This window comes from Streptomyces sp. NPDC005963, from assembly GCF_040638655.1.
GTDB lineage: Bacteria > Actinomycetota > Actinomycetes > Streptomycetales > Streptomycetaceae > Streptomyces.
In genome coordinates, this window is sequence record NZ_JBEXVD010000032.1 from 30,223 (window position 1) to 51,649 (window position 21,427).

18 protein-coding genes are annotated in these 21,427 nt (G+C 69.0%); 9 read left to right on the forward strand and 9 right to left on the reverse strand.

Features of this window, described 5'->3' with window-relative positions; translation table 11 throughout:
* Positions 1–11: 11 nt before the first annotated feature.
* Positions 12–548 carry a hypothetical protein gene (locus ABZ348_RS30065; RefSeq protein WP_358938365.1) on the reverse strand — a complete coding sequence of 179 codons (537 nt, stop codon included), beginning with the start codon at positions 546–548 and terminating at the stop codon, positions 12–14.
* A gap of 569 nt (positions 549–1,117) precedes the next feature.
* Here ABZ348_RS30065 and ABZ348_RS30070 point away from each other — a divergent pair.
* From ABZ348_RS30070 to ABZ348_RS30080, 3 genes are all read left to right on the forward strand, one after another.
* On the forward strand, positions 1,118–2,077 hold the full coding sequence (locus tag ABZ348_RS30070) for an SCO0930 family lipoprotein (RefSeq protein WP_358938366.1): 960 nt from the start codon (positions 1,118–1,120) through the stop codon (positions 2,075–2,077).
* A gap of 205 nt (positions 2,078–2,282) precedes the next feature.
* Positions 2,283–3,095, forward strand: a complete 813-nt coding sequence (locus tag ABZ348_RS30075; RefSeq protein ID WP_358938368.1) for an SAM-dependent methyltransferase — start codon at positions 2,283–2,285, stop codon at positions 3,093–3,095.
* Entirely contained in the window at positions 3,092–5,275 is a 2,184-nt protein-coding gene (locus ABZ348_RS30080) for an EAL domain-containing protein (protein WP_358938370.1), read from the forward strand. The genes ABZ348_RS30075 and ABZ348_RS30080 overlap by 4 nt, the downstream gene beginning before the upstream one ends.
* 114 nt (positions 5,276–5,389) lie before the next feature.
* Here the strand turns inward: ABZ348_RS30080 and ABZ348_RS30085 are convergent, their stop codons facing one another.
* Entirely contained in the window at positions 5,390–6,277 is an 888-nt protein-coding gene (locus ABZ348_RS30085; RefSeq protein WP_358938372.1) for a LysR substrate-binding domain-containing protein, read from the reverse strand.
* 82 nt (positions 6,278–6,359) lie between these two features.
* Between ABZ348_RS30085 and ABZ348_RS30090 the strand changes: the two genes are divergently transcribed.
* The 3 genes from ABZ348_RS30090 to ABZ348_RS30100 are packed head-to-tail and all read left to right on the forward strand — an operon-like array spanning position 6,360 to position 9,784.
* A complete protein-coding gene (locus ABZ348_RS30090) occupies positions 6,360–7,079 on the forward strand; it encodes a succinate dehydrogenase (protein ID WP_358938374.1) in 720 nt (239 codons plus the stop codon).
* Positions 7,080–9,035, forward strand: coding sequence for a fumarate reductase/succinate dehydrogenase flavoprotein subunit (locus ABZ348_RS30095; protein WP_358938375.1), 1,956 nt, complete (start codon positions 7,080–7,082; stop codon positions 9,033–9,035).
* Positions 9,032–9,784 (forward strand): succinate dehydrogenase/fumarate reductase iron-sulfur subunit, encoded by a 753-nt coding sequence (locus tag ABZ348_RS30100; protein ID WP_358938377.1) that lies wholly within the window; start codon positions 9,032–9,034, stop codon positions 9,782–9,784. The genes ABZ348_RS30095 and ABZ348_RS30100 overlap by 4 nt, the downstream gene beginning before the upstream one ends.
* 95 nt (positions 9,785–9,879) lie before the next feature.
* On the opposite strand, the gene ABZ348_RS30105 is transcribed toward ABZ348_RS30100, so the two are convergent.
* Positions 9,880–12,240, reverse strand: a complete 2,361-nt coding sequence (locus ABZ348_RS30105) for an excinuclease ABC subunit UvrA (RefSeq protein WP_358938379.1) — start codon at positions 12,238–12,240, stop codon at positions 9,880–9,882.
* Between the two features lie 181 nt (positions 12,241–12,421).
* Between ABZ348_RS30105 and ABZ348_RS30110 the strand changes: the two genes are divergently transcribed.
* A complete protein-coding gene (locus tag ABZ348_RS30110) occupies positions 12,422–12,916 on the forward strand; it encodes a hypothetical protein (protein ID WP_358938381.1) in 495 nt (164 codons plus the stop codon).
* Between the two features lie 228 nt (positions 12,917–13,144).
* On the opposite strand, the gene ABZ348_RS30115 is transcribed toward ABZ348_RS30110, so the two are convergent.
* Entirely contained in the window at positions 13,145–13,360 is a 216-nt protein-coding gene (locus ABZ348_RS30115; protein WP_358938383.1) for a dodecin, read from the reverse strand.
* Between the two features lie 199 nt (positions 13,361–13,559).
* Between ABZ348_RS30115 and ABZ348_RS30120 the strand changes: the two genes are divergently transcribed.
* A complete protein-coding gene (locus tag ABZ348_RS30120; RefSeq protein WP_358938385.1) occupies positions 13,560–14,822 on the forward strand; it encodes an extracellular solute-binding protein in 1,263 nt (420 codons plus the stop codon).
* Between the two features lie 96 nt (positions 14,823–14,918).
* Here the strand turns inward: ABZ348_RS30120 and egtD are convergent, their stop codons facing one another.
* From egtD to ABZ348_RS30145, 5 genes are all read right to left on the reverse strand, one after another.
* The gene (gene egtD / locus ABZ348_RS30125) at positions 14,919–15,884 is read right to left on the reverse strand and encodes an L-histidine N(alpha)-methyltransferase (RefSeq protein WP_358938387.1); all 966 of its coding nucleotides are present in this window, start codon (positions 15,882–15,884) and stop codon (positions 14,919–14,921) included.
* On the reverse strand, positions 15,881–16,636 hold the full coding sequence (egtC, locus tag ABZ348_RS30130; protein WP_358938388.1) for an ergothioneine biosynthesis protein EgtC: 756 nt from the start codon (positions 16,634–16,636) through the stop codon (positions 15,881–15,883). The genes egtD and egtC overlap by 4 nt, the downstream gene beginning before the upstream one ends.
* Positions 16,636–17,949 (reverse strand): ergothioneine biosynthesis protein EgtB, encoded by a 1,314-nt coding sequence (gene egtB, locus ABZ348_RS30135; RefSeq protein WP_358938390.1) that lies wholly within the window; start codon positions 17,947–17,949, stop codon positions 16,636–16,638. The genes egtC and egtB overlap by 1 nt, the downstream gene beginning before the upstream one ends.
* Positions 17,946–19,241: an ergothioneine biosynthesis glutamate--cysteine ligase EgtA gene (gene egtA / locus ABZ348_RS30140; protein WP_358938392.1), complete on the reverse strand. Its 1,296-nt coding sequence runs from the start codon at positions 19,239–19,241 to the stop codon at positions 17,946–17,948. Before egtA ends, egtB begins: the two co-directional genes overlap by 4 nt.
* Before the next feature lie 319 nt (positions 19,242–19,560).
* Positions 19,561–20,013: a type II toxin-antitoxin system PemK/MazF family toxin gene (locus ABZ348_RS30145; protein WP_358938444.1), complete on the reverse strand. Its 453-nt coding sequence runs from the start codon at positions 20,011–20,013 to the stop codon at positions 19,561–19,563.
* A 378-nt stretch (positions 20,014–20,391) separates the two neighbouring features.
* Here ABZ348_RS30145 and ABZ348_RS30150 point away from each other — a divergent pair, with 378 nt between their 5' ends.
* A complete protein-coding gene (locus ABZ348_RS30150) occupies positions 20,392–21,414 on the forward strand; it encodes a LacI family DNA-binding transcriptional regulator (protein ID WP_358938394.1) in 1,023 nt (340 codons plus the stop codon).
* Positions 21,415–21,427: the final 13 nt, after the last annotated feature.

The following is a 21,427-nucleotide window of genomic DNA, read 5'->3' on the forward strand; positions in this document are numbered from 1 at the left end:
GGCCGGCGGGATCAGTGCCGGTGACCGTAGACACGTCTGCGCACGACGAAGACCGTCGTGCCGGCGGCGGCGAGCACGAGGCTCGCTCCGAGGGCGATCGTGCCGGCGTCCATCTCCTCGACGCTTCCGCCGAGCCCGCCGAGGACACCAGACGGCGTGGTGGTGGGGGTGGTGGACGTGGTCGCCGTCGAACTGGTGGTGGGCGTCGATCGACCGCCGGCGATCGTCAGGTTGAAGCTGCCCCGCTGGCTGCCGCAGGTGAACTGCACCGAGTACTGTGCCCCGGGCCGTGCGGCCGGGTCGACCGTGGCCACGGCGGACGTGCCCGGCCTGATGGTCACGGCGTCGAAGATTCCGGACGACGCGGTCGCGGTGGTGTTGCAGCCGCTCGCCGAGAGCGCCACCCGCCCGCCCGGTGCGACGGTCGAAGGGCTGACGGTGAAGTAGGTCGTCGTTTGGGTGTCGGCGGCAGCCGCGAGGGGAGCGGCGGCCCAACCGAGTGCAGTGGCGCCCAGCAGTGCGGCGGACGCAGCGCGTATCGCGCGCATGGTCATTCCTCCGGGTCCCCGAGGAGCAGGCGCGGAACCGATTTCCACAGAAGGCAGGACATTGCCCCTCGATGACCGAAACGCTAGGAGCGCAGTACGGCGACCGCGATCGGTGTCGGGCGAATGGGTCATTCCGCTAGCCCGGACGAAGGACGGCCGTCGTGTCGTTCGCTCCGGATCCGCCCTGGTGATCTAGGGCTCGGTTGCCTCGGGGACGGCCCGCCCGGGACGGACGGTCCCGGGCGGATGGTCATCCGCCGATACGGACCGCGAGGTGCCGGCGCCCCCGGTGGCGGGGTCCGCATCGACGAGGAAAGTGGGCTCCCTCCCTGCTCGCCGATACCGCACGCCCCTGGTGCCCCGCCGATCCATGCTGAACCGCTGTTCAGCACCGGTGCACCCGTCACCGTGATCCCGGTCCCGCTCACCGCGGTCGCCGGGCAGCGGAAAACCTTCTTCGAGAATTTTTCGGCGACGTTGAACACACCCCTGCCCCCGGCCCGTACCTAGGGCCATGAGCGACGCGGACGGGCGTCGCATCAGGCTCATTGGGACCTTGGGGAGTGGACATGAACACCTGGCGTAACGCCTCGCTCGCGGTGACTGCAGCGGCCGTGCTCGTGCTGACGACGGCGTGCGGTCAGGCCAAGGATGGGGGCGACAGCCAGGCCGTCGGCGCCGCCCGCTCCGCACAGCCCGCCGGCACCGGCGGCGGCTACGGAAACGACTACGGCTCCGGCGCAGGCGCCACCCCCCAGGGAGTGGCAGCGAAGCCCGGTGGGCAACTCGCCGTGCGCCAGGACCCGGAGCTGGGCAAGGTCGTCACCGACAGTGCCGGCTTCACGCTCTACCGCTTCGACAACGACACCGCCTCCCCACCGAAGTCCAATTGCGATGGTGACTGCGCGAAGGCGTGGCCGGTGGTCTCCGCACCCGGTACGTCATCGGCGCCAGGCATCGACGCCTCACAACTCGGCGAGGTCACCCGTACCGACGGTTCCAAGCAACTGACCATCGGCGGCTGGCCCATGTACCGATTCGCCAAGGACACCAAGGCCGGTGACATCAAGGGGCAGGGTGTCGGTGGCACCTGGTTCGCCGCGGCACCCGACGGGAAGAAGGCCCAGGCAGGAGCGGGCGCGGCCAATCCGACACAGCCGGTCGACCCCGCTGGTCTCACCACCCGGCAGGACCCCCAGCTGGGCGAGATCGTCATTGATAAGAACGGTATGACCGTCTATCGGTTCAAGAAGGACTCGGCCTGGCCGATGAAGACGGCGTGCACCGGGGACTGCCTCCAGAAATGGCCTGTTGTTGCCCCTGTCGACAAGAACAACACCAAGGGAATCCTGAAGAAGGGCTTCGTCACCTTCAATCGGCCGGACGGCATCAAACAGCAGACCATCGACTGCTGGCCTCTCTACACCTTCTCGGGTGACACCAAGCCGGGCGACACCAATGGCCAGGGCGTGGGCGGCACCTGGTTCGCGGTATCCCCGCAGGGCAAGCTGGTCGGCGCGCCGAAGTAGATCCCCACTGCAACCGAGGCCCGAGTAGGCCCGTCCCACGCCCTGCGTGACGGCGGGCCGCTTGCCGTATCCCTTGCCATGTGACCAAGAACGGACCGCTAATTTCCGTTTGGGCTCGCTCAATTGGCGGTCGATCAGTAGCCTCGGCTCGAACACTGGCCATGCACATGGCCGGTTCCCCGTGGCGACTTGGTTGGAGACATCGATGGAGCGTCCCGCCTGGGCCCCGCCCGGCATCGATATATCGGTGCCGAGCGTGTCCCGAATGTACGACTATTACCTGGGCGGCTCGCACAACTTCGAGGTCGATCGTGAGGCTGCCCGCAAGGTTTTGGAGTTCATGCCGGGGCTTCCCAAGGCCATGCAGGCCAACCGCGCTTTCATGCGCCGCGTGGTGAATTACGCCGTGGCTCACGGCGTAACTCAGTTCCTGGACATCGGTTCCGGAATTCCCACCTTCGGTAATGTGCACGAGGTTGCACGCAATGCGAGCAAGGATGCACGCGTTGTGTACGTCGATCACGATCCGGTTGCCGTTGCCCATGGACAAGCCGTACTCGGGGACGACCCCCAAGCGGCCGTAGTAGCCGCTGACCTGCGCAGACCGCAGCAAATCCTGGAAAGCCCGGAAGTCGCAGCGGTGTTGGACCTCAGTCAGCCGGTGGCGCTGCTCCTCCTCGCCGTGCTCCACTTCGTCGAGGACGAGGAAGACCCGTACACCGCCGTGCGGCGACTGCGGGACGCGACGGTGCCGGGCAGCATCGTCGCCGTCACGCACATGTCGTACGACACCGTCCCGGTACCGAGGGAAAAGGCCGAGGGAGTGGTCGGCGTCTACCGCGGGACCCGCAGTCCACTGATATCGCGTTCGCGTGAGCAAATTGCTGATTTCTTCGAGGGGTACGAGATGGTCGAGCCCGGCCTGGTGTCCATGCCGCAGTGGCGGCCGGACGCCCCCACCGAGCAGGAGGACCCATATGCCTTCGCAGGCTTCGCCGGGGTGGGGCGCAGGGCGTGATGGCTCCGTCGCAAGCACCGGGTTCCGCGGCGGACCCGGACGGCCTTGAGGACAGACTCCGTCGGTTCGCCACCATCTGGAGCCGAGCCGTCTTCCCCGTGACGGCGACGTCGCTCACGCGCCCCGAGATAGAGCAGCACCTGCTGCCGCTCGCCCGCCGCCTGAGTGACTCGCTGCACTCCCGCACCTTCGACGCCCGTGCCGTGCAGGGCATCGGGGCCGCACTCATCGAGGCGCACTGCACCGACCCGGAGGCGCTCAGCCGCACCCTCGGTGTGATCGACGCCTATCTGGTGCTCTACTGCGGTGACCCCGGCATCGAAGGGCCCGGCGCCGAACAGGCCGCCGAGGACAGTCGCGCCCGCTGCGCCAGGCTCCAACACGCGCTCGCCGCCGGCTACGCCCACGGACTGCGCGAACGCACCCTCGCCGAGCAGGAGTCCATCGCCCGCTCCTCCCTCGCCGCACGCAACGCAGCCGTGAGCGCCCTGCACGCCACCGAGACCCGACTGCGGGCAGTCTTCGAGGGGGCCGCGATCGGCATCGCGATAGCCGATCTCGAAGGCAACATCCTGGAGGTCAACGAGACCCTCACCCGGATGTTCGGGGGCCTGGAACACCACGTGCGTGGCAAGAAGGTCACCGAGTGGTCGCACCCCGAGGACCGCCCCCACGTCTGGCAGCTCTACCGCGAGCTCGTCCGCGGCGAGCGGGAACACTTCCGGGTCGAGAAGCCCTTCTTCCGCAACGACGGCACGGTGTTGTGGACCAATCTCACCGTCTCCCTCCTCCGGGACCCCGACGGCCGCCCCCAATACCAACTGGCCCTGCTGGAGGACACCACCGAACGACGTCTCCTCCATCTGCGCCTGCGCTACGAGGCCACCCACGACGCGCTCACGGGACTGCCCAACAGGACGCTCTTCTTCGAGCGTCTTGAGAAAGCGCTCTCCGCAGGAGACGGTTCCCGCTTCGGGCTCTGCTACCTGGACCTCGACGGGTTCAAGGCCGTCAACGACAGCCTCGGACACGCGACGGGCGATCGACTGCTGGTCGAGGTCGCCGACCGGTTGCAGAGTTGTGCCACGGCACCGGGCGAGATGGTGGCGCGCCTCGGCGGTGACGAGTTCGTGGCCCTGACCACAGGACCCGACACCGAACACGAAGTCGACGAGTTGGCCGCCCGCATCCTCTCCGCCCTCGCCTCGCCGATCCGGGTCGACGGTCGGGAATTCACCGTCCGCGGCTCCATCGGCATCGTGGAGGGGCCGGCGGGGGAGCGCACCACGGCCGAGGTGCTCCGCAGCGCCGACATCACGATGTACCGGGCCAAGTCCGCCGGCGGCAACCGCTACGAGACCGCCGACCCCGAAGCCGATGCGCGCGCCATCACGCGTCACGGTCTGACCACCGCCCTGCCCGCGGCGTTGGAGCGCGGTGAGTTCTTCATCGAGTACCAGCCCCTGGTGGACATGTGCGACGGCAAGGTCCACGGCGCGGAGGCACTCGTCCGTTGGTGCCATCCACAACACGGTGTCCTCGGACCCGACCAGTTCATCCCGCTCGCCGAACACACCGGACTGATCATTCCGCTCGGTCGCTGGGTGCTCCAGGAGGCAGTGCGTCAGGCACGGTACTGGCAGGAGCACCACGCGGACCTCGGTCCTGTGCGGATCAACGTGAACCTCTCGCCGACCCAGCTCCAGCACCCGGGCCTGGTCAACGAGACCGTTGCGGTGCTCGAAGGCTCGGGCCTCGCGCCGGGCTCGCTCTGCCTTGAGGTCACGGAATCCGCCCTGATCGGCGCGGACGAGGGGCTTCTAAAACCCCTGCGCCAGCTCGCCGAGCTGGGCGTCGACATCGCCCTGGACGACTTCGGCACCGGTTACTCCAACCTGGCCAATCTGCGCAGGCTGCCGGTGAGCGTCCTCAAACTGGACCGCTCCTTCACCAAGGGGATGCAGCACCTGCCGGTGGACCCCGTCGATCTGAAGATCGTCGAGGGGATCGTGTCACTGGCGCACAGCCTGGAGCTAGCGGTCACCGTCGAGGGCGTGGAGACGGGGGCGCAGGCGGACCAGTTGCGCGAGCTCGGTTGTGACACCGCCCAGGGCTGGTACTACGCGAGACCCGGCCCGCCCGAGAAGCTGCACGCCCTGTCCCTGGCGGACGCGGTCTGATCCCGGCCCTGCCGTGAGGTGTGGTCGCCGACCACGGTGGCCACACCCCTCACCCCAAGCCCCGGGCTCTCCCACGGCACACCCCCCGTACGACAGGTGATCACGGGTCGTGGGTCACCCGGTCGCGGGTGACGCCAGGAGCACCCGTTGGAGCTCCCTGGCCGCCCGCGGCGGAGCCACATCGCTGCGGTGCGCCAGGGCGATCGTCCGCCGCAGCCCCGGTCGGGCCAGTGGCGTCACCCGCAGCCCCGGCCCCGCCCGCCCCGCCACCATGCTCGGCACCACCGCCATGCCGAGCCCGGCCCGTACGAACCCCAGCACGGCGTCCATCTCCCCGCCCTCCACGGTGAAGCCCGGCTCGAAGCCCGCCGCCCGACAGGCGGCGACGGTCAGCTCCCGCAGGTCGTACCCGTGTCGGAACATCACCAGCGGCTGATCGCGCAGATCGGCGATCCGCACCGGTCTGCGAGGGGCCCTCGCCGATGCCGAAGACACCACCACCAGGTCCTCCCGGAGCAACTCCACCGTGGTCAGTGCGGGTGATCCCGGGGGCAGCGGCAACACGATCAACGCCAGGTCGAGGGCACCGCGCGCCAGCTGGCGCACCAGGTCGTGCGAGCCGCCCTCCTCGATCAGCAGCCTGATCCCCGGGTGCCGGTCGTGGTAGACGCGCAGGACATCCGGCAGCAGCCCCGTGCAGAGGCTCGGCGTGGCCCCGAGCCGCACCCGGCCCCGGCGGAGCTGGACCAGTTCCTGTACCTCGTGCCGTGCGGTGTCGGCGTCCGCGAGGATGCGGCGGGCGAGCGGCAGCAGGGTCTCGCCGGCCTCGGTGAGCGAGATGTTGCCACGCGCCCTGCTGAACAGTTCCGCGCCCAGTTCCGTCTCCAGCGCGCGGATCTGCTGGGACAGCGAGGGCTGTGCGACATGGACACGTTCAGCGGCCCGGGTGAAGTGATGTGTCTCGGCCACGGCCACAAAGTAGAGGAGCTGTTGCAGCTGCATCCTCCTACGATAGGTGATGCCTATTGAGATAAGCCGGATCATGTCTTGGACCTCTTGACTCCGCTAGCCCTACCTTTCCCTCATGGCTCTGGCAACACGGACGGACAAGGGGAGCGCGGTGCGCAAGCCGCCCCCCAAGCGCTCCTTCTGGGGATCGACGGTCGGCAAGAAAGTGGTCATGGCCGTCAGCGGTCTGATCATGCTCGGCTACCTCGTCGCCCATGTGATGGGCAACCTCAAGGTCTTCTTCGGCCCCGCGGAATTCAACGAGTACGGCCACTGGCTGCGCACCATGGGCGCCCCGATCCTCCACGAGGAGTGGGCCCTGTGGATCGTCCGCATCGTGCTGCTCGCCGCGGTGGTGGCCCATGCGGTCTCCGCGTACCAGCTCAGCAGGCGCGACATCAAGGCCCGACCCAGCAAGTACGTCCACCGCCGCAAGCGCGCCAGCTACGCCACCCGCACCATGCGCTGGGGCGGCATCATCGTCGCCCTCTTCATTGTCTGGCACATCCTCGACCTCACCACCCTCACGGTGAACGAGAACGCGCAGCCCGGACGCCCGTACGAGAACGTCGTCGCCACCTTCTCCACCTGGTACGGCAACGTCATCTACATCACGGCGATGCTCGCCATCGGCCTCCACGTCCGCCACGGCTTCTGGAGCGCCGCCCAGACCCTCGGCGTCGGCAGCGCCTCCCGCGACCGCATCCTCAAGACCGTCGCCAATGGCCTCGCCCTGGTGCTGACCGCCGGCTTCATCGCCGTACCCGTCGCCGTCATGACCGGAGTGGTGAGCTAAATGAACAACCTCGACTACGCCCAGTACGAGACGGGTGAGCCGCTCTTCGACAGCAAGGCTCCCGACGGGCCGATCGCCGAGCGCTGGGACCGCCGCCGCTTCGAAGCGAAGCTCGTCAACCCCGCCAACCGCCGCAAGCACACCGTCATCGTCATCGGCACCGGCCTCGCCGGCGGCGCCGCGGGTGCGACCCTCGGCGAGCAGGGCTACCACGTGGAGCAGTTCTGCTACCAGGACTCGCCACGCCGGGCCCACTCCATCGCCGCCCAGGGCGGTATCAACGCGGCCAAGAACTACCGCAACGACGGCGACTCGATCCACCGCCTCTTCTACGACACCGTCAAGGGCGGCGACTTCCGGGCCCGCGAGTCCAATGTCCACCGGCTCGCCCAGATCTCCGTCGAGATCATCGACCAGTGCGTCGCCCAGGGCGTGCCCTTCGCCCGGGAGTATGGCGGGCTCCTCGACACTCGATCATTCGGCGGAGTCCAGGTCTCCCGCACCTTCTACGCCCGCGGCCAGACGGGGCAGCAACTGCTCCTCGGTGCCTACCAGGCGCTGTCCCGGCAGATCGCCGCCGGCAACGTCAACATCCACCCGCGCACCGAAATGCTGGACCTGATCGTCATCGACGGCAGGGCCCGCGGGATCGTCGCCCGCGACCTGGTGACCGGCGAGATCTCCAGCCACTTCGCCGATGCGGTGGTGCTGGCCAGCGGCGGCTACGGCAATGTCTTCTACCTGTCGACCAACGCCATGAACTCCAACGCCACCGCGATCTGGCGGGCCCACCGCCGCGGTGCGTACTTCGCCAACCCCTGCTTCACCCAGATCCACCCCACGTGCATCCCGCGCACCGGCGAGCACCAGTCCAAGCTGACCCTGATGAGCGAATCCCTCCGCAACGACGGACGGATCTGGGTGCCGAAGGCACACGGTGACCAGCGGCCGGCCAACGAGATCCCCGAGGAGGAGCGCGACTACTACCTGGAGCGCATCTACCCCTCCTTCGGCAACCTCGTGCCCCGGGACATCGCCTCCCGCGCGGCGAAGAACGTCTGCGACGAGGGCCGCGGCGTCGGCCCCGGCGGACAGGGCGTCTACCTCGACTTCGCCGATGCCATCCGTCGCCTGGGCCGGGCCAAGGTGGAGGAGAAGTACGGCAACCTCTTCGACATGTACGAGCGCATCACCGCGGAGAACCCCTACGAAGTGCCGATGCGGATCTACCCCGCCGTGCACTACACCATGGGCGGCCTCTGGGTCGACTACGACCTCCAGACCACCGTGCCGGGCCTCTTCGCCATCGGCGAGGCCAACTTCTCCGACCACGGCGCCAACCGCCTCGGAGCCTCCGCGCTGATGCAGGGCCTGGGCGACGGCTACTTCGTGCTGCCGTCCACCATCAACGACTATCTGGCCCGGGCACCCCTGAGCGACCAACCCGACGCCTCCCACCCCGAGGCGGCCGAGGTCATCGCCGAAACCGAGGACCGCATCAATCTGCTGCTCGCCGTCGACGGCGACCGCACCCCCGACTCGTTCCACCGCGAGTTGGGCGAAGTGATGTGGGAGTTCTGCGGCATGGCCCGCACCGAGCAGGGGTTGCGCAAGGCCCTGGAGCGCATTCCGCAGATCCGCGAGGAGTTCTGGCGGCGCATCAAGGTCCCCGGCGTCGGCGAAGAGTTCAACCAGTCGTTGGAGAAGGCCAACCGGATCGTCGACTACCTGGAGCTCGCCGAGCTGATGTGCCTCGACGCCCTGCACCGCAGCGAGTCCTGCGGCGGTCACTTCCGCGAGGAGTCCCAGACCCCCGACGGCGAGGCCGCCCGCAGGGACGAGGAGTTCGGCTACGCCGCCGCCTGGGAGTTCACCGGCACCGCCGAACCGCCCGTCCTGCACAAGGAAGACCTGGTCTTCGAGTACGTCCACCCCACCCAGCGGAGCTACGCATGAAGCTCAATCTGCGCGTCTGGCGCCAGCGCGGCGCCGATGACCCCGGCGCCATGGCCACGTACGAGGTCGACAACATCTCCGAGGACATGTCCTTCCTGGAGATGCTCGACACCCTCAACGAGGAACTCATCCTGCGCGGTGAGGACCCGGTGGCCTTCGACCACGACTGCCGCGAAGGCATCTGCGGTGCGTGCAGCCTGGTCATCAACGGCGATGCGCACGGCCCCGAGCGCACCACCACCTGCCAACTCCATATGCGCTCGTTCGCGGACGGCGACACCATCGACGTCGAGCCCTGGCGCGCATCGGCGTTCCCCGTGATCAAGGACCTGGTGGTGGACCGGTCCGCCTTCGACCGGATCATCCAGGCCGGCGGCTACATCAGCGTCCCCACCGGCGCCGCACCGGACGCCCACGCCACGCCCGTGCCCAAGCCCGATGCCGACTTCGCCTTCGAGCACGCGGAGTGCATCGGGTGCGGGGCCTGCGTCGCCGCCTGTCCCAACGGCTCCGCGATGCTCTTCACCTCCGCCAAGGTCAACCACCTCAACGTCCTCCCGCAGGGTGCGCCCGAACGGGAGACGCGCGTCCTCGACATGGTGGCCACCATGGACGCGGAGGGCTTCGGTGGCTGCACCCTCACCGGCGAGTGCGCCACGGCGTGCCCCAAGGGCATTCCGCTGCCGTCGATCGCCGCCATGAACAAGGAGTGGTTGCGGGCCAACCGCAGGGCGAGCCGCCGCTCGTAGCCGCTAACGGCAGCCGTCGCCGTGGTGCCGGGAGCGGGCCGATGGTGCATGGGCGCCCGTCCCGCGGCCGGGCACCGCTCGTCGCCCGAACGGTGTCAGGTGCGCAACCTGGCCGCGAGATGGGGTGCGGTGCGGCTGTCGGTGGCAGCCACCTGCTCCGGCGTCCCCTCGGCGACGATCCGCCCGCCGGCGTCACCGCCGCCGGGCCCCAGATCGATGACCCAGTCGGCACCGGCGACCACGTCCATGTCGTGTTCGACCACGACGACCGAATGCCCCGCGTCGACCAGCCCGTTCAGCTGGCGCATCAACACCAACACATCGGCCGGATGCAGTCCGGTGGTCGGTTCGTCCAGTACGTACAGGGTGTGCTCACCCCGGAGCCGTTGGAGCTCCGTGGCCAGTTTGATGCGTTGTGCCTCCCCGCCCGACAGTTCGGTCGCGGGCTGTCCCAACCGCAGATGACCGAGTCCCACGTCCAGCAGGGTGGTGAGGGCGCGCGCTGCCGCGGGCACCTCGCCGAAGAACTCCGCCGCCTCCTCCACGGAGAGGTCCAACACGTCCGCAATGCTCAGCCCCCGGTACCGGACCTCCAACGTCGACGGGGCGTACCGGGCTCCCCGGCAGTCGGGGCAGGGCGCGTAGGTGCTGGGGAGGAAGAGCAACTCGACCGAGATGAAGCCCTCGCCCTGACATGTCTCGCACCGTCCGCCCGACACGTTGAACGAGAAGCGCCCCGCCCGGTAGCCGCGTCGGCGGGCCTCGTCCGTCTGGGCGAAGAGCTTGCGCACCACGTCGAACAGACCGGTGTAGGTCGCCAGATTGGAGCGCGGGGTCCGCCCGATGGGCTTCTGGTCCACGAACACCAGCCTGCCGACACCGGGCAGGTCCGCAGTGATCGCCGACACCAGGGTGGACTTTCCCGAACCGGAGACACCGGTGATGGCCGTCAGCGTGCCCAGCGGCAGCCCGGCCGTGACCGAGCGCAGATTGTGTCGGGTCACCGGCCCGATCCGCAGCCACTTCGACGGTCGGCGCGCCCGCGCACCCGGGACCACCCCCGGGTGGTCGTCGAAGAGGAAGCGTCGGGTCACCGAATCGGCCACGGCCGCCAACTGCCCGGGCGGCCCGCTGTGCACCACCCGCCCGCCGTGCTCACCGGCCCCGGGGCCCACGTCGACGAGCCAGTCCGTGCCGCGCATCACGTCCAGGTGGTGTTCCACGACGAACACCGAGTTGCCCGCGGCCTTCAGCCGCTCCAGAACCGTCAGCAGCGCCCGTGTGTCCGCGGGGTGCAGCCCCGCGGAAGGCTCGTCCAGTACGTACACCACCCCGAACAGCCCCGAGCGCAACTGGGTCGCCAGCCGTAGCCGTTGGAGCTCCCCGTTGGAGAGCGTGGGGGCGGCGCGGTCCAGACTCAGGTAGTCGAGTCCCAGTTCGACCACCGGGTCGATCCGTGAAAGGAGGTCCGCCGTGAGGACGCGCACGGCCGCACCGCCGTCCGCGGCCTTGAGCACCTCGGCCAGTTCGGTCAGCGGCAGCCCCGCCAGTTCGGTGATGGTCCGCCCCGAGACGGTGACGGCGAGCGATTCGGGACGCAACCGCGCACCGCCGCACCCGGGACACGGTGAACTGCTCAGGAACCGCTCGGCACGGGCCCGTAGGGCCGTGCTCCGCGAATCCGCGAAGGTGTGCAGCACATGACGACGGGCGCTCGTGTACGTGCCCTGGTAGGGGCGCTGGATGCGGCCGGCGTCCCGAACCGGGTGCACGGTCACCACCGGTTGTTCCGGGGTGAAGAGGATCCACTCCCGGTCCTTCCGGTCCAAGCGGTGCCAGGGCAGGTCGACGTCGTACCCCAACGCGTCCAACACATCGCGCAGGTTCTTGCCCTGCCACGCACCGGGCCATGCGGCGATGGCCCCCTCCCGGATGGAGAGCGAGGGGTCCGGGACCAACAACTCCTCGGTGGTGTCGTGGACCACGCCGAGCCCGTGGCACTCGGGGCAGGCGCCGGCGGCGGTGTTGGGGGAGAAGGCGTCCGAGTCCAGTCGTTCGGCGCCCGGTGGGTAGTCGCCCGCCCGCGAGAACAACATGCGCAGCGAGTTGGAGATCGTGGTGACCGTACCCACCGACGAACGGGACGTGGGGGAGGAGCGGCGCTGCTCCAGGGAGACGGCCGGGGGAAGCCCGGAGATCTCCCCGACCGCGGGCGCGCCCACCTGGTGGATCAGCCGACGTGCATAGGGCGCGACGGACTCGAAGTAGCGGCGCTGGGCCTCCGCGTACACCGTGCCGAAGGCGAGCGACGACTTCCCCGATCCGGAGACACCGGTGAAGACGACCAGTGCGTTGCGGGGAATGTCCACATCGACGTTGCGGAGGTTGTGCTCCCGGGCGCCGCGTACCCGGACGTACGGGTCCAAGGGCTCGGGCGCACCAGAAGGGTTGTGCATATCGCCCCATTCTAGTTGTTGCCCCTGGTCAGGTCGGATCGGGGGTCGTGCATGGAGGGGCGATGCGGGGACGGGCCCGGTCGAAGCCCCCGCACGGGTGGGCGTCGGTGCCCGCGGGTCCCCCGGCACCCCGGGCGTACGGCGCGGGCAGCAGAGAAATCCGGGTGCTTAGGCTGTCGGTGTGACACACGACCGCAGACCCCTGGCCATCTTCGACCTCGACGGCACCCTTGCGGACTCGGCGCACCGGCAGCACTTCCTGGAACGCGCCCCGCGCGACTGGGACGCCTTCTTCGCCGCCGCACCCGATGACCCACCGCTCGACGAAGGTGTTCGGCTCTGTCTCGCTGCCGCGGAGGAGTGCGAGGTGGTGTATCTCACGGGCAGGCCGGATCGGTGCCGCGAGGACACTGTGGTCTGGCTCGCTGCCCAGGGCCTGCCGACGGGCGCGGTCCACATGCGCCGCAACGGCGATCGCAGGCCCGCCCGTACCACCAAACTGGAGGTCCTCACCCGGTTGGGCCGTCGGCGTGAGGTGCGGATGCTCGTGGACGACGACGTGTTGGTGTGCATCGCCGCCCGGCGCGCCGGTTTCCGTGTCGTCCCCGTCACCTGGGCCCCCGGAGCCACGGGCGACGCCATGCGGCAGGCCCAGGGTGAGCAGGGCCGCACCTGAGCCACCCGAACGTTGGGATCGGGCAACTCCGGTCTCGGCGCGGCGCGCAGGCGCCCGCACGGCGCGGTGAGCCGCTGCGGTTCCGGCGCCTGGTGTTCGCGTTCGACAGGGCCGGTGCTCCGCCCGGCCGTATGCCCATGGCATACGGCCACTGTCCGACTGTGGTGCGCGACCGCCCTGTCGTCAGGACGGCTCTTCGAGCGGTGGTGTTCGGCGGGGCCCTTCTCGCTAGGAGCCGTCCTCCAGTCGGAAGCCGACCTTCAGACCCACCTGGTAATGCTCGATCTGACCGTCGACGATGTGGCCCCTGACCTGTGTGACCTCAAACCAGTCGAGACCGCGAACTGTCTGGTTCGCCCGACTGATCCCGTTGCGGATGGCCTGATCGATCCCTTCGTGAGAGGTGCCGACAATCTCTGTTACCCGATAGATGTGATCCGACATAGACGTTCTCTCTCCTCTCGCTACACTCTCTGCACACGCTCTCCACCGTGCCCCACCTGGAGGGTGTGCGCGAGATGTCAATAGCTCGGGGCTTGACCGGCACTTTGGTGGACGACCAAAATCCAGCCACACCCGTGCGAGCCTGGAGCACGCTTCCCCCACCGGGTACAGATTCCATGCCCTTCGTTAGGTGAACGCTGTGAAAATCCGCCCACTCCAACCGTCCGTCGCGCTGCTGTGCGCCGCTGCGCTCACTGGCTGCGGGCTCATACCGGGCACGGGATCTGATACACGCACCGTCCGGATCTGGTTGATGAAGGACAGCGTCACGGACGAGTTCCTGGACCGCTTCACCAAGCAGTACAAGAAGGACCACCCCTCGGTGAAGTTGGAAGTCACCTTCCAGGGGTGGAACGGCATCGGTGAGAAGGTCAACGCCGCGCTCAAGAGCAAGGACGCTCCGGAGATCATCGAGGTCGGCAACACGCAGGTCGCGCAGTACGCGGAGAGCAAGGCGCTCACCGACCTCACGTTGGAGTCCGTGCGCGACCTCGGCAGCGAGGACTGGTTGGAGGGTCTCGCCGCCCCGGGCAACATCAACGGCTCGCAGTTCGGTATTCCCTGGTACGCGGCCAATCGCGTGGTGATCTACAACAAGGACATCTTCGCGGAGGCGGGCGTCAAGAAGCTGCCCAAGACCCGTGAGGAGTGGCTGACGCTCTCCAAGAACCTCAACCGCGACGGCAACCAGGGCATCTACCTCTCCGGTCAGGACTGGTACACGCTGACCGGCTTCATCTGGGAGGACGGCGGGGAACTCGCCGAGGAGACCGCCGGTTCCTGGGAGGGCACGCTCCACACCCCGCAGGCGCTCAAGGCGATGAGCTTCTACAAGAAGCTCCAGTCCCACGGCAAGGGCCCGAAGGCCTCGGACGAGCGCACGCCCGCGCAGGAGGGTGTCTTCGCCACGGGCAAGGTCGCCCAGATGATCTCGACGCCGAGTTCGGCGGCCGTCATCGAGAAGAACAACCCTCAGCTGAAGGGCAAGCTCGGCTACTTCTCCATTCCGGGCATCAAGGCCAACAAACCGAGTGCGGTGTTCATCGGCGGCTCCGACCTGATCATCCCGGAGCGGTCCAAGGAGCGGGGCACGGCCATCGACGTGGTCGCCGCGCTGGCGAGCGAGCACTGGCAGAAGGACCTCGCTCGCACGATGAACTACGTGCCCAACAAGAAGTCGCTGGGTGCGATGGTGGCGGACGGTCCCGAGAGCGCCGCCGCCATGGCGGCCGGAGCGCGGGCAGGGGGCAGCAAGGCCACTCCCAACTCCCCGCAGTGGGCCGATGTCGAGGGGAATAACCCGATCAAGGCGTATATGACGGCGGTGCTCACGGGCAGCGACCCCAAGGAAGCGGCTGAGAAGGCATCGAAGTCCATCACTGCGCTGCTGACGCCCGGCTGACCGTCAGGCGCCGTGGTGAAGGGGTCGACAACTCCATGAACCTCATGGAGAGACGGGGAGGGCGGGCCTGACGGGCGCACCCTCCCCGGTGCCGTGTCAGGCCGTTGCGGTGGCCAGGGAGAGGGCGAATCTGCCGGCGGAGTCAGTCCACCACTCGGTCAGTTCCATGCCCGCCGCCGCCAGCTCCCGCCGCACCCCCTCCCGTCGGAACTTCGCGGACACCTCGGTGCGCAGTTCCTCGCCCTCCTCGAAGGAGACCGCGAGGTTCAGCTCCGGAATCTTCACCGTCAGATCGGAGCGCGCCCGCAGACGCATTTCGATCCACTCCTCCTCCCGGTTCCACAGCGCCACGTGGTCGAAGTCGTCGGGGTCGGCGTCAGCGCCCAGTTCCCGGGCCAACACCCGTAGGACGTTCTTGTTGAACTCGGCGGTCACCCCGGCTGCGTCGTCGTACGCGCGCACCAGCACCTCTTCGTCCTTGACCAGGTCCGTGCCGAGCAGCAAGGCGTCACCCGGGTCGAGGAGGGCGCGCACCGCCCGGAGGAACAGGGCCCGCTCCGCCGGGAGGAGATTGCCAATCGTGCCGCCCAGGAAGGCGACCAGCCGTGGTCCGGGCGCATCGGGCAGGGCCAGGCCCCGGGTGAAGTCCGCGATCAGCGCATGCACCCGCAGTCCCGGACGCTGGGCCAGCAGCGACTCGGCGGCTCCGGTCAGTGCGCTCTCGCTCACGTCGACCGGAACGTAGCTCTGCACGTCGGGCAGTGCGTCCAGGAGGTGGCGCGTCTTCTCGGAGGAGCCGGACCCCAGCTCGACGAGGGTCCTCGCGCCGGTCGCCGAGGCGATGGCGGGTGCCCGGTCGATGAGGATCTCGCGTTCGGCCCGGGTGGGGTAGTACTCGGGCAACCGGGTGATCTCTTCGAACAGCTCGCTGCCGCGGGCGTCGTAGAACCACTTCGGCGGCAACTCCTTGGGGGTACGGGTCAGGCCGTGGAGCACGTCGGCGCGCAGGGCGGCACCGGTCGCGTCCTCGGGCAGGGTTCGGGTCAGCCGGAACGGACTCACGCAGGGCGCTCCTTGAGGGGGGAGAGGAGGACGTCGGCACGGGTGGCGACCAGCAGGGTGCGGTCGGAGACCTCGCGCCACCGAGGATCGTCGTCGTACGGCTCCGAAGCCACCACCGTGCCCTGCTGCGGCCCGGTCCGGTACCACAGTGAGTCCCCCCAGGCGGTTGCCGCGATCGCCGTACCGTCGGTGAGGAGGAAGTTCAGCCGGGATGAGGGGGCTGCTTCCGCCACTTCGGTGACGGTGTCGCCCAGGGCCTGGCCGAGTTCATCCCCGTCCCGCAGCCGGTGGAGGACGAGTGCCCAGAGCAGGGCGGCGTCACAGCGTGCCTCCAACTGGAGCAGTTCCCGTGGCGGAAGCGTCGCCGCGAGCGGTGCCAGGGAGTCCGGCCACCCCCGGGCCACCCCGTTGTGGCTGAAGAGCCACGGGCCGGACGCGAAGGGGGCCGCAGCCGCCTCTCCGTCGGCTCCGGCTTCGGTCGCATCGCGGACGGCTGCGAGCAGTGCTTCGGAGCGGACCACCCGCGCGAGATCGGCGAAGGACAGATCGGCCCAGATCGGGCCAGGGCGTCGATAACGGGCGGGGGTCGGATCGTCGGCGGCGTACCAGCCCACGCCGAAGCCGTCCGCGTTGACCGTTCCGTACCGCTGCCGGCGCGGCGCCCAGGACTGGCGAAACAGTCCGTGGGGCGGTCGGATCAGGAGCTCCTCCCAGGCGATCGGCGGCCCGAGATAGGCGATGTGTCGACACATCAGGTGCCCGCCCTCCCGTGCCCCGCATCCCGTGCGGTGCGGAAACCGGCGAAGATCTGGCGCCGGACCGGTAGGTCCCAATTGCGGAAAGTGCCCCGACATGCCACCGGGCCGACCGCGAAGGACCCTCCCCGCAGCACCTTGTGCTCCGGTCCGAAGAACACCTCGGAGTACTCGCGGTAGGGGAAGGCGACAAAACCGGGATAGGGGAGGAAATCGCTGGCCGTCCACTCCCACACGTCGCCCATCAACTGCCGCACTCCGAGCGGGGACGCGCCGTTCGGATAGCTGCCGACGGATGCCGGCCGCAAATGCCGCTGTCCTAGATTGGCATGGAGGGGGGTGGGGTCCTCGTCGCCCCAGGGGAAGCGGCGTGAGCGGTTTGCTGCCCCGTCGTGACGGGCCGCCTTCTCCCACTCCGCCTCGGTGGGGAGCCGGCGCCCCGCCCAACGGGCATAGGCGTCGGCCTCGTACCAACTCACGTGCAGCACCGGTTCGTCGTGGGGCACCGGCTCGGTCACACCGAAGCGGCGGCGCAACCACTGCCCGCCCTCACACCGCCAGAACAGCGGTGCGTCGATGCGGTGGCGTTGGATCTGGTCGAACCCCTCGGCCGCCCACCAACGAGGATCGCCGTAACCGCCGTCCGCCATGAAGGCGAGATAGTCGCCGCAGGTCACAGGGGTGGTGTCCAGCCAGAAGGCCGGCAGGTCACGCAGGTGCGCCGGCCGTTCGTTGTCCAGGGCCCAAGGCTCCGTTGAGGTGCCCATGGTGAAGGGCCCCGAAGCCACCAGCACTTCGCGTGGCAGCCCGTCGGCGTTGTCACTCGGTGGCGCGGGAGCCATCAGCGCGGCAGGTCCGGTGCGCAGCTGATGGGTGATCAGCATGGTCTCGTCGTGTTGTTGCTCGTGTTGGGCGATCATCCCGAACGCAAAACCCGCCGCGGTCAGCGGTGCGCCCTCCAACGGGGTGCGCTCCAGCACGTCCAGCACCCGGCCGCGCACGTCCGCGGCATATCCGCGGGCCTCCGATGGCGGTAGCAGTGGGAGGGTGGGACGGGACGCACGGGGATGCTCGAAGGCGTCGTAGATGGAGTCGATCTCGGGGCGGAGCGCTTCCCGCTTGCCCACCGTGCGCAGCAACCACTGCTCCTCCTGGTTGCCGATGTGCGCCAGATCCCAGACCAGGGGGGACATCAGGGGCGAGTGCTGGGCGGTCAGCTCGTCGTCGTCGACGCAGTCCACCAGGGTCGCGGTGCGGGCCCTGGCCTCGGTCAGTGCGATGAGTGCGCGCTGCCGCAGTTCGTCGGTCATCGGCCCGGCTCCTTCCCGCAGACCCCCGCGGCGGGTCGCAACGAGGGAATGCGTAGATCGTCCGCGGGACATCGACCCCGGCGGACATAGCGTTCGTGGAAGGCGGCGACCGCATCGCACACGGCGGTGGAGGCGCCGATGCGCGGCAGTGCCTCCAGCGCGGTGTCGAAACAACTCACAGCGGTCGCGTGCAGCTCGGGATCGGCAAGACCCAGCCGTGCGGCGTTCTGCCACAACGGATTGGTCGGCGCCGGCTGCGTACCCGCGTACTCCGCCAGGGGCTTGACGGTGCGGTAGACCGTCTCGGCGGCTTCCGGATCGTCGAACAGTGCGGTGACCACGGCGAGGGGCACGACCCAGCCGTCAGGACCCGACTGGGCGTCGATCATCCGCAGTTCGAGATGTCCGCGGGGCCGAACCGGTGGGAAGAGGGTGGTCAGATGGTAGTCGAGATCGTCCCGGGTCGGTGGTCGATGCGCACCGGTGCGTATCCACTCCCGGAAGCTGAGTGCCGCGGGACGGTGCCAGGGCACGCCATCCTCCCGTACGCACATCACCGGTGCGTCCAGGGCGTGGGAGGCCCAGGCCGCCCGCGGTTCCCGATGCAGGGGAGGTGAGACGGGACGCACCGCATCGAGATCGGCCCAGACCGCCTGTCGGGTGGAGCGCCAGCCGGTCCAGCGGCCCTCCCGGGCCGGAGAGTTGGCGAAGGCTGCGATGAGCACCGCACCGAGGAGGTGGGCCAACTGCCAACGTCGGCCGTGTCCCAACGGACCCGGCTCCTCCTCGCCGGAGTCCAGACACACCTGGACCGACGCGGAGTTGCACATCATGGCCCGTCCGGACGGCCCCGTGCGATCCAGGTACGCCTCCATGGCGTCGTAGCGGGGAGCCCGCAGCACCCGGCGCGGGGTCTGCCAGGGGTCGAGGCCCAGTCCGGTCAGGGTGAGGTCGACCCGTCGCAGTGCGCTGCGCACGGTGTGGAGATCGGCGGCGACGGAGTCCACACACTCCATCAGCGAGCCGGCGGGCGGGGAGCTGAGCTCCAGTTGGCCACCGGGTTCGAAGGTGAGCGCCGAGTTCAGCGCCAGGGTGCGCACCCGGTCGTGGGCGGCGGCGAGACGGTCCGCGGCGACGGGCTGCCGAGGGTTGCGCTGATCATGAATAAGCCATTCCAGTTCCACTCCTACCGTGCGGGGCGGGCCGTTCTTGAAGCAGATGCACCGCAGGAGGTCTTCTGCTTCCTGTTCCTCGATCGGCCGGCCGTATCCGCTGGCATCAGGTGGTTGCATGATCCGCTCCTCTTTCGAAGGCTCTCCCAACCTAAAGCCACGGTCGCCGCTTCGCACAAGAGTGCATATGTGAACGCTGGGACGGTTGTGCAGCCCTGCCCCTCCCTGGAAGAAATGATTCTTCCCGCGTTACGGGTCCTCCACGCCTGGCACCACGGTGCTCGGTCCCGGGCCGTTGCCCAACGAACGAGCGAGATCGTCGCGGCAGGTCACCACGTCACCAGCGCCGGTGGCCGGACATCAACGGTCGGTGTGGCGAGCCGGGGGCGGCCTGCGCAACGATCCCGCGACCTTCGCCGGGACCTTTCCCACCCCGCCGTCAGCTCCAGCCGTAGCGCTCGCGCAGTTCGGCCACCACCCGATCGAACCGCGACCGGTCCAACGCGGACGCCTCACGGCGCATCCCGTCCGGATGCACCCTGAGCACCCGCTCCAAACCGACCCAGGACGGTCGTCCCGCACCGTCCCACGGGCCCGCACCGATCGGCACCCAGTCCCGGTCCCGATCGTGCGGTTTGCTGGACAGTTGTACCGCCAGGAGAGTGCCGGTCCGCTCCCGCGCCACGATCAGCACGGGACGGTCCTTGCCCCGCCCGTCGCCCTCCTCATAGGGCACCCACGTCCAGACGACCTCCCCCGGGTCGGGATCGCCGTCACGATCGGGTGCGTACGCGGTACGGACCCGACCGACGGAAGCCGGATCGGCCTCCGTGGTGGCCGACCGACCCGTTCGACCCGGTACCGACGGGGGCGCCGATGCAACGGGAGGCACCGGCCGTGAGGCGGTGGACGAACGGAACCAACGGACGAGACGCGGAAGAAGACTCACCCCGCCACGGTAGGCCCGCCGGGGACGGGCCCGGCGGCCGACACCGCTTCGAAGAGGCGGAAGAGACGACCGTCACCCCCCTTCGCTTAGCCATGGCAACCGCCCCCACCGCTCGACGACTCCGTGACGCCCTGCTGCCGAAGGGACCGCCCCCCGGACCCGTCGCCGTTGAGTCCGACCGATGGCCCGTCGAGTGGCACCGGGCCCTCACGCCGCACCAGCACCCCGTCCGGGCCCACCCCGACCGCACTCCGCGGGGAGTTTGATTCCAGCCATCCGCCGTCACATCTGAAAGGATGTTCTGGAAAGATGCCCAGGGCGATGAGCCAGACACCCAAGCAGTCCGCAGAGCACTCCGTTCCCACCAGCGCCGATGTCGCCCGGTTAGCGGGAGTCTCCCGGGCCACCGTCTCCTACGTCCTCAACAACGCCTCGGCCGTGCGCATCAGCGACGCGACCCGACGCCGGGTCCGTGCGGCAGCCGAAGAGTTGGGTTACGTCCCCCATGCCGCCGCGCGCAGTCTGCGGGCCGGTCACACCCGAATGGTCCTGCTGCCCACGGCCGCCTTTCCGGCGGGGCCCTTGCACGGTCGGTTCCTCCAGGAACTCCAAGGGGCGTTGCGGCGCCTGGACTACACGGTGGTCCAGTACGACAGTCTCGGTCTCGACGGTGGCGAAGCGGTCCGGGCCTGGGCGGAGTTGCGACCCGTCGCGGTGGTGGCCCTGGGGGAGGCGGGACTCACACCACAGGGCGTCGGGCTGCTCCGTCGTTCGGGCGCCAAGGCGGTCATCACCCTCGCCCCCGCAACCGTCGACGGTGCGCACTCACTCGTCATCGACCAGAGCGGCATCGGCCGTTGCGCGGCGACCCATCTCCTCCAACGAGGCCGGCGCGCCATCGGCGTCGTGCTCCCGCGCGAACCCGGGCTCGACGCCCTCGCCCGACACCGCATCGAGGGCGCCCGCGAGGCGATAGCGGGCAGCGGGGCACGGATCGAGCCGCTGCCACTGTCGTACGACGAGGAATCGGCGACCGAACTGGCCGCCCGCTGGCGCACGCTTGATCTCGACGCGGTGTACGCCTACAACGACGACTACGCCATGCTGCTGATGCGTGCGCTCCAGGACCGGGGCATCGACATCCCCCGCGAAACCGCGGTCATCGGAGCGGACGACCTCCTGCTCGGGAGGCTGCTCAGACCGCGGCTCAGCACGGTGCACCTCGACATGATCACAGGACATCAATTGGCCGAACTCGTCGACCGGGCCGTCCGCGAGCCGGATTCCCGACCGGGGACGCACTGGGTGATGGGAGCACGAGCGGTCCATCGGGAGTCCAGCTAGCACCTACCGAAAC